Source organism: Methanobrevibacter filiformis (genome assembly GCF_001639265.1).
Classification (GTDB): domain Archaea; phylum Methanobacteriota; class Methanobacteria; order Methanobacteriales; family Methanobacteriaceae; genus Methanacia; species Methanacia filiformis.
Genome location: NZ_LWMT01000024.1, coordinates 1 through 8,053, shown reverse-complemented (window position 1 = coordinate 8,053; position 8,053 = coordinate 1). Strand labels below are relative to the sequence as shown.

At 25.7% G+C, this 8,053-nt stretch carries 6 protein-coding genes; 2 read left to right on the top strand and 4 right to left on the bottom strand.

The annotated features are described in order from the left end of the window. Positions 1-128: 128 nt before the first annotated feature. Together MBFIL_RS00990 and MBFIL_RS00985 are read right to left on the bottom strand one after the other, a co-directional pair. Positions 129-2,006 carry an MJ1255/VC2487 family glycosyltransferase gene (locus MBFIL_RS00990; RefSeq protein ID WP_066970591.1) on the bottom strand — a complete coding sequence of 626 codons (1,878 nt, stop codon included), beginning with the start codon at positions 2,004-2,006 and terminating at the stop codon, positions 129-131. 22 nt (positions 2,007-2,028) lie between these two features. Then, positions 2,029-3,267 carry a hypothetical protein gene (locus MBFIL_RS00985; protein WP_157078609.1) on the bottom strand — a complete coding sequence of 413 codons (1,239 nt, stop codon included), beginning with the start codon at positions 3,265-3,267 and terminating at the stop codon, positions 2,029-2,031. Between the two features lie 344 nt (positions 3,268-3,611). Here MBFIL_RS00985 and MBFIL_RS00980 point away from each other — a divergent pair, with 344 nt between their 5' ends. Beyond that, positions 3,612-4,511 carry a sulfite exporter TauE/SafE family protein gene (locus MBFIL_RS00980; RefSeq protein WP_169805483.1) on the top strand — a complete coding sequence of 300 codons (900 nt, stop codon included), beginning with the start codon at positions 3,612-3,614 and terminating at the stop codon, positions 4,509-4,511. Between the two features lie 498 nt (positions 4,512-5,009). Here MBFIL_RS00980 and MBFIL_RS00975 read toward each other — a convergent pair whose 3' ends face one another. Then, entirely contained in the window at positions 5,010-5,198 is a 189-nt protein-coding gene (locus MBFIL_RS00975; RefSeq protein ID WP_066970586.1) for a DUF2116 family Zn-ribbon domain-containing protein, read from the bottom strand. Between the two features lie 145 nt (positions 5,199-5,343). Then, positions 5,344-6,021, bottom strand: coding sequence for a UMP kinase (gene pyrH / locus MBFIL_RS00970; protein ID WP_066970584.1), 678 nt, complete (start codon positions 6,019-6,021; stop codon positions 5,344-5,346). 472 nt (positions 6,022-6,493) lie between these two features. On the opposite strand from pyrH, the gene prf1 reads away from it, so the two are divergent. Next, positions 6,494-7,726: a peptide chain release factor aRF-1 gene (gene prf1 / locus MBFIL_RS00965; protein ID WP_066970582.1), complete on the top strand. Its 1,233-nt coding sequence runs from the start codon at positions 6,494-6,496 to the stop codon at positions 7,724-7,726. Positions 7,727-8,053: the final 327 nt, after the last annotated feature.

Genomic DNA, 8,053 nt, shown 5'->3' with positions numbered 1-8,053 from the left:
TTAATTATAACTATTTTAAACATTTATTTTTTATAAAAAATATGTATTAATGACTTACAAATATTTTAATTTATTTTAATTAGATATCTATTTTTACAAAAAATAATCATTGCACAGCCAATTAATTATTAATCAATCGCATATTTTTCAATCGAATCTTCTATTTCTTTAATTATTCTACTGTTATTTTCAACTTTCACTGTTTTTAATGTTTCTTTATACTTATCTAAATTATCTAGAAATGTAAGGAATTCTTTGTTATGTAATTGTCTATTAAACATTCCATAGCCTAATTTTTCAACATAAAATCCATTTATTAACTGCTCGAAATTTCCTTTAGCTGGAACACTGAAAATTGGTTTTTTAAGAGCAATAGCTTCGCTTATAAAAGTAAATCCACCGTTTGTTAAAACAGCTTTAGCATCCTTCATATCATTGTATATTTCATCTTCATTGAACTTTCTAAAGGTTAGATTTCCATCAGTTTTCTCTTCATCAAAGCCATATATTATAAATTTTTCATCAATCTTTTTTAGTGTGTTTATTAATTTATTATTGGATGTACTTGTTTGATATACTAAAATATAATCTCCATAACTAGTTTTAAGTTCTCTAACTTTATCTCTTATTACTGGAGGATAAATAATGGATTTTTCAGGGTTTTTAACTTCTGGGTAAAAGAAACTTGTTAATATGTATCTTTTTGCAAAGTGTATGTAATATTTTATTATTCCTTTAGCTTTTATCATTTCTATTTTTGATTCTGGAGGATATTCTACCTTGGTTTTCGTAATCATCTGTATATTATCTATACTAATTAATGGTACATTTATAATGGTGCTTAAAATATTAATATAGTTTTCAAAGTCAGATATTAGTATGTTTGGTCCAATTTCTTTGGCTTTTTTATATAATGTTCCATAGTTTTCTTTCAAATTATTTGGAGTATCTTTAATTGCATTTATTAATGTTTTTTTGTTTCGAACTTTGTTATTTTCATAAACTGTGTTAAATCCAGTAATTTCAAAGACATTATCAAATTTATCATTGAGATATTCATACCCTCGATCACTTGCAAAGACAAAAATCTCATATTTTTTAAGTAATTCCTTAATAATCACAGCACTGCGAACAGCATGCCCCATACCTTCTCCACAAACACTATAAAATATTTTTTTTCTTTTATATGGGGTTATTTCAGAACCAATTGATTTTTCATTTTTTAATAACTTTATTTTCTTGTCTTTTTTACTGTTTTGGGATTCTATTCTTTTAATTAATGTGTTTTCTTCAATTAAATCCTTTGTGTTATGACCAAAACTATATTCTAATTCTTCTGCATCAGTTCTTCTTCCTCTAAAATCATTAAATGTACTTCTCCCATATTGTTTTGCAAGCTTAATTAATCCTTCTTCTTCTAATCTTCGTGTTGAAACAAGTATTTTAGCATCTCTTAATACTTTGAATTTCTCTTGTTCTGCAATTCTTTCAATATAATCTGTATCTTCTCCATAATTTAAACTTTCATCAAACCCATTATATTTGTTATGTGCTGCTTTTTTAACAATTATTCCATAACATCCTGCTCCATGAGGTTTAATTTTCTCAAAAGCTATCATAAACCAGTTTGCAATATTATGTAAAAATTTATCTCTTATTTTTTCTGATAATGGATTCATTAAGGTTATTCCAATACTTCCCTCTTCTCTTTTTATCTCATTTAAAACTTTTTCAAGATAATTCTCAGTAAGTTCTAAATCAGAGTCTAAAAATAATAAGTATTCTCCTTTAGCTATTTCAGCACCTTTATTTCTTCCAATACCTGGTGTTCCCCCAGTAACTATTCTGCATCCATGTTCTTTAGCTATTTCTCTTGTTCTGTCAGCTGAATTAGCATCTGAGACAATTATCTCATAATTTGTGAATTTTTGAGATTTAATACTTTTAAGTAATTTTGGAAGGTATTCTTCCTCATTATATGTTGGAATGATAATACTAAGTTCCATATTCTATCTCCTAAGTGTTTATTCAAATATAAGAATAAAAGTTCCATGACATTGAAAATGCGTCTGTTCTATTTTTTAAACTTTTAATCAGACTATTTAAAAGCTCCATCTCATTATAATCAGAAGCAATTTTTATCTCTGTATTATTGTTTATATTATTAGATGAAACTACTTGATAGCTATTGTTTAGGTAATTAGGTATATTGCTTATTTTATTTTCATTTAAATCATTGACATGGTTTATTAAGTTTATTTCGTAATATTCGGGATTGGTTCCTAAAATAGATATTGATATTCTAAGTATAATTATTAAAATTAGTATTAAATGTGGAATACTTCTTTTCAAATCAATAATTATTCTTTTTTTATTTTTAAATATTGGGTTTTCTCTTGCAATTTCAATATAATAATATATTTTCTTATATGTTTCATTAATTATTTTTTTATTTTTAAATATTTTTCCAAAAATGTAATCAATAAAATCACCATCAAAATAAACAAATAAAAATCCATAAATTCCAATGATTGTCGGAACTGCAAAAAAACCTCCATCAATTACTCCAATCAGTCCACATGTTCCAGCTAGTAGTAGAATAATTCTTGTTGGGGCTAATCTATTCTTTAAAGACAGTAATGTCAAAACAAAAAGAATTATCATTAAAATGACTATTAAATTAGCTATTTGGGGAATATTTCCATATAATGAATTCCCAGTATGGATTCCTGAAGGTACGTTTGAAATAGCTGAGGTTATTATATTTCCTAAAACTGCTTTAAATATATGTGAATGGATTAAACTGGTTGTAGTTGCATCTGGAACCATAGATACAAAAATAGTGAATATTCCAATATTATAATTCAGTCTTAGGATAATTTCAAGTATCAAACCAAAAACAATTGTTATTGAAAATAATATTATTAATAATTTAAGGTAGAAATCACTACTTTTTCTAGATATTGAACATTTTTTATATAATTTATTAATAATTGATGATTTACATCTAATTGAATTTATTTTACTTTTTCTATATCTTTTGGAAGAATAGCTATTATTTTCATAGTTTTTATTACTTAATAATTGGCTAAATATAATTAAAATTCCAAATAATGCGAAAAATAAAATATCTTTTCCTTTAGAAGATCCCATTAGTATCCATTGGGTCACAGGTCGTATAAATACATCTAAATTATTACTATAAAATATTAAAATTGATATTATTAAGAACAGGATCCCTATTATTGTGTAACGACTTATTTTCATCTTTAAACCCTTATGTTAATATTTTAGTTAATTTAGTAATTAAATTTATGTATTAGTTAATACTATAAATTAAAAATTAATAATATAATATTAAGTTAATGCTATAAATTAAAAGTTAATACTATAATATTAAGTTAATACTATAAATTAATATTACACTTAGTACTATAATTAACACTTATAAAATTAATATTGTTTATAATATTGTTATTAATGAGATTTATAATTTTCTTTAGATAAAATGTTGTTATGGTTATAATTATAATAATGTAGTGTAGTTGCATGTAGTTGCTTATTTATTATTTCTATGAAAGGGGTTTTTAATAATTTCTATTGATTATTTTGTGTTTTTAATATTAATTGGAATATTTGTAGGCATATCTTCTGGACTTTTAGGTGTTGGGGGAGGATTTTTAATGGTTCCTCTTCAATTCTTCCTTTTAAGTTCTATTGGTATCGAATCAGACACAGCTTTAATGATATCTTTAGGTACAAGTCTAGCCGTTATAATTCCAACATCAATATCTTCAATTTATAAACACAACAAATTCTCAGACTATACTAATTATAGTGTAAAAATAGGAATTATATTAGGGATATTTGGGATTTTAGGAGGTTTTTTAGGAGGATTATTGTCAACACATATTCAGGGAGACCTTATTAAGACATTACTAGGGTTCTGTTTAATTGGCATTTCACTAATCTTGATTTCAGATAAATTATATAAAAATAATGCTGATAGATCACTTAATACTTTCAGTATTAATTTTAATGAATTTGATATTAATTGCAATAATTTCAATAACTCTAATATTTATTTAATGGCTTTTTTAGGATTTTTAGGAGTTTTAGGAGTATTAGTTGGATTATCCTCAGGAATGTTTGGTATAGGTGGTGGACTTTTTATAATTCCTATACTTATTTTTATTTTTAAATTTTCAATGAAAGAATCAACTGCAATATCTTCTATTTTCATTTCATTAACAGCTATTGGATCATTGATACCTTATTTGTTAAGCAACCAAGTAACTAACATTCCACTTGTTTTTGGTTATGTGTATTTAATTAATTTTATTGTAATAGCTATTTTTTCAATTCCATTTTCTCAAGTTGGAACTATATTATCTAATAAAATTAATGAAACTCCTCTTAGGAGAATCTTCGCTATTTTAATGATTTATATGGGGCTTAGATTATTAGATTTTGATATAATACAAATAATCTTTAATCTAATAGCTATTTAATTTCAGAACACTAAAAGGAAAAGAAGTAATAGTAAAATTTGAATAAAAACATGATTTTATTAGAAAACCTTAAAAAATTATTATTTCCTTGAAATCCGAAAAGGAATCAGAACAAGAAGTTATATTGTATGATAAGTAGATATTGTATGATAAGTAGATATTGTATGATAAGTAGATATTGTATGATAAGTAGATATTGTATGATAAGTAGATATTGTATGATAAGTAGATATTGTATGATAAGTAGATATTGTATGATAAGTAGATATTGTATGATAAGTAGATATTGTATGATAAGTAGATATTGTATGATAAGTAGATATTATTTAATATGCATAACATATAAGTCTTAGACTCTAATCAAAAACGGAAAATGTCAGAGTATAAGGAATTATCACATCTTATGAAAAGGACATGGGGAATATAACTAAAAAAATACGTAGATTAAAAGAAAAAGAATTTATTAAATTAAAATAAGGTAAAATATTAGTTTTGTTATTATTTAATAAATGTTACAAATATCCATATTATTATGAATACTATAAACACTCCATATAATGTCAGTTGGGTTTTCTTGACTTTCTTATTTCTTTCACTTAGAACTCCTTGACATTTATCTGAACAAGTTGTTTCATCTAAAGGGATTGGTGTCCCACAAACAGGACAATGCTTATGCACATCTACCATATTTTTATCTCCTATTTTTAATTGAATATTTATTTTTATTAATTGTGGTATATTGATAATATAAATAATAATTATAATTTATGTAGTTTTAAATCGTATCCTTTGTCATATATTTTTTGATTTATTCATTTTTTCATTTTTAACTTTATTTAAAAATGATTTTAGTTCCTATTTTTTCTTTGTTTACTGCTTTGATGAGATTTTGAGGGTTTTCTCCACTGGCTATTATGGTTTCTAGTTTTCCCCGTTTTATCATTTGAATAGCTGTCATGTCAAAGAATTCATAGGTTCCTGCATTAACTTCTTTATCTTTAATAAATTCAATCATTTCTTCTGCAGTTATTTCTTCAATTAATTCAGCATCTTCATACTTATTAGGGTCTTTATTGTACATTCCATCAACTGAAGTCAAATTTATAAGAAGGTCTGCTTTAACATATTCTGCAAGAATGGCTCCAACTGCATCAGTACTATGGGCTGGTTCGGTTCCTCCCATAATCACTATTTTGCCGTATGCTGAATAGCTATGTGCTTCATGGAAGTTAGTTGGAATTGCAGGGTATGCAATATTTCCAAGGGCAAGTGTAAGTAATTTTGCATTGAGTCTTGTGATTTCAATTCCTATATCATCGCATTGGGCTTCACCAGAGTTTAAGTCTCTAGCTATTTTAATATACTCTCGTGCAGGCTTTCCACCACCAACAACTATGAATATTTCATGGTCTTTGTGTAATTCTTTTAGTATTTCCCCATATTCTTGAAATTTTTCGTGACTGTATTGTTTTATTAATATTGATCCACCTAATGCAATAACAATTCTCATGAACTCACCTATTTGTCTATTATTGTGTATTAAAGTAAATTTTTAATCTATGTTATGGGCTTTTGGTTATATGGTTATTTTAACAATTTGGTAGTATTTGTAATAATTCATTTTTAATAGTATATATTCTTATTTATTATTCAATTATTTAAATTTATTATCAATTGTTTTTAATTGTACTTGAAATAATCGAAATAATGAATAAAATTATATATACTAATTTGTATAAAGTAATAATATTATTAAATAAAACAACTTTTGAAAACGAGAAATCGAAGATTTCTCTAATTTACTCTGGAAATAAAAGTTTGATCAAAACTATTTCACAAAATAATCATTTTAAACATAAAAATGCTTTTATTAAATTGAAGCTTAATTTTATTTATTTATATAACTAATTAAGTTTAATTATTAATATTTTTACTTAATTTCATCATACTTATTACTATTTAATTAAAGGGTAGGTAATTAAATGTCTGAAATATCATCTAAAGAATTATATGAGTTTAAAAAAACACTTGCAGAATTAGCTGATAAGAAAGGAAGGGGAACTGAGCTTGTTTCAGTATATATACCTCCTGATAAGCAACTTAGTGATGTTGCTAAGCATATGCGGGATGAATCAGGTCAAAGTGCTAATATTAAAAGTAAACAAACTAGGAAAAATGTTCAATCAGCTATTGAAGTTATAATTCAAAGGTTACGTCTTTTTCAGCATCCTCCTGAAAATGGTTTGCTTCTTTTTGTTGGAATGATTCCTCGTGGAGGTCCTGGTACTGAAAAAATGGAAACTTATGTTTTTGAACCACCTGAACCTATTCAAACATACACTTATCATTGTGACTCTCAGTTTTACTTGGAACCATTACAATACATGATTGATTCTAAAGAAGTTTATGGAATAACTGTTTTAGATAGGAAAGAAGCGACATTGGCTACTTTAAAAGGAAAAAGAATAGATATACTAAAACATTTAACTAGTGGAGTTCCAGGTAAACATAAAGCTGGAGGTCAATCACAAAGAAGATTTGATCGTCTTATTGACTTAGCAGCTCATGAGTTCCTTAAACGTATAGGTAGTCATATGGACGATGCATTACTTCCAATCGAAGATCTTAAAGGTATTATTTTAGGAGGTCCAGGTCATACTAAAGAAGATTTCTTTAAAGGAGATTATCTTAATTATGAACTTAAAGATAAGATTATTGATACTATTGATACTTCTTATACTGGTGAATTTGGTATAAGAGAAATTATTGATAAGTCTGAAGATCTTCTTAATGAAATGGAAGTAATGAAAGAAAAGAAGCTTGTTAAAAGATTCTTGTCTGAGCTTGTTCATGATGATGGGCTTGGTGCATATGGTGAAGATGAAGTTAGAAAATTCTTAGAAATGGGTGCTGTTGATGTTTTACTCATTTCTGAAGATTTGAAACACACAAGACATTATTTAAAATGTGTTAATTGTGGGTTTGAAAAACAAGTAACTTATAAAGATCCTCGTGAAGATGAAAAACATGTTTGTACTAACTGTTCAGAAAAAATGAAAATTTCTCATGTTAAATCTCTTGTTGATCATTTCATTGAAATGGCTGAAGAACTTGGTTCTGATGTAGAACTTATATCTTCAGAAACAGAAGAAGGAACTCAACTTTTAAAAGCATTTGGTGGCATTGCAGCTATACTAAGGTATAGACCCACTTAATTCACCTTAATTTTTTTAATAGCTATTATTTAATACTTATTAACCATTTAATACTTATTATTCAATAATTATTGGCTAATAGCTATTATATTTAGAATCAATAATACAAAATAAACAGATTCAGTGAGAATTATATGGAATTAGCTAATTGTAGGAAAGTATACTAATTCCAATAAATGTCTTTAATACTCTTTAATACTCACAGCTGTTAAGTTAAGGATTTTTCATGTTAGATATGTAGTGTGTAATGTTGTGATGTTTTTTGTTTATATTCTTATTTTTCTTTTAGCATGTTTTTTATTCTTGATATTGTTAGTCTTGTGTGTC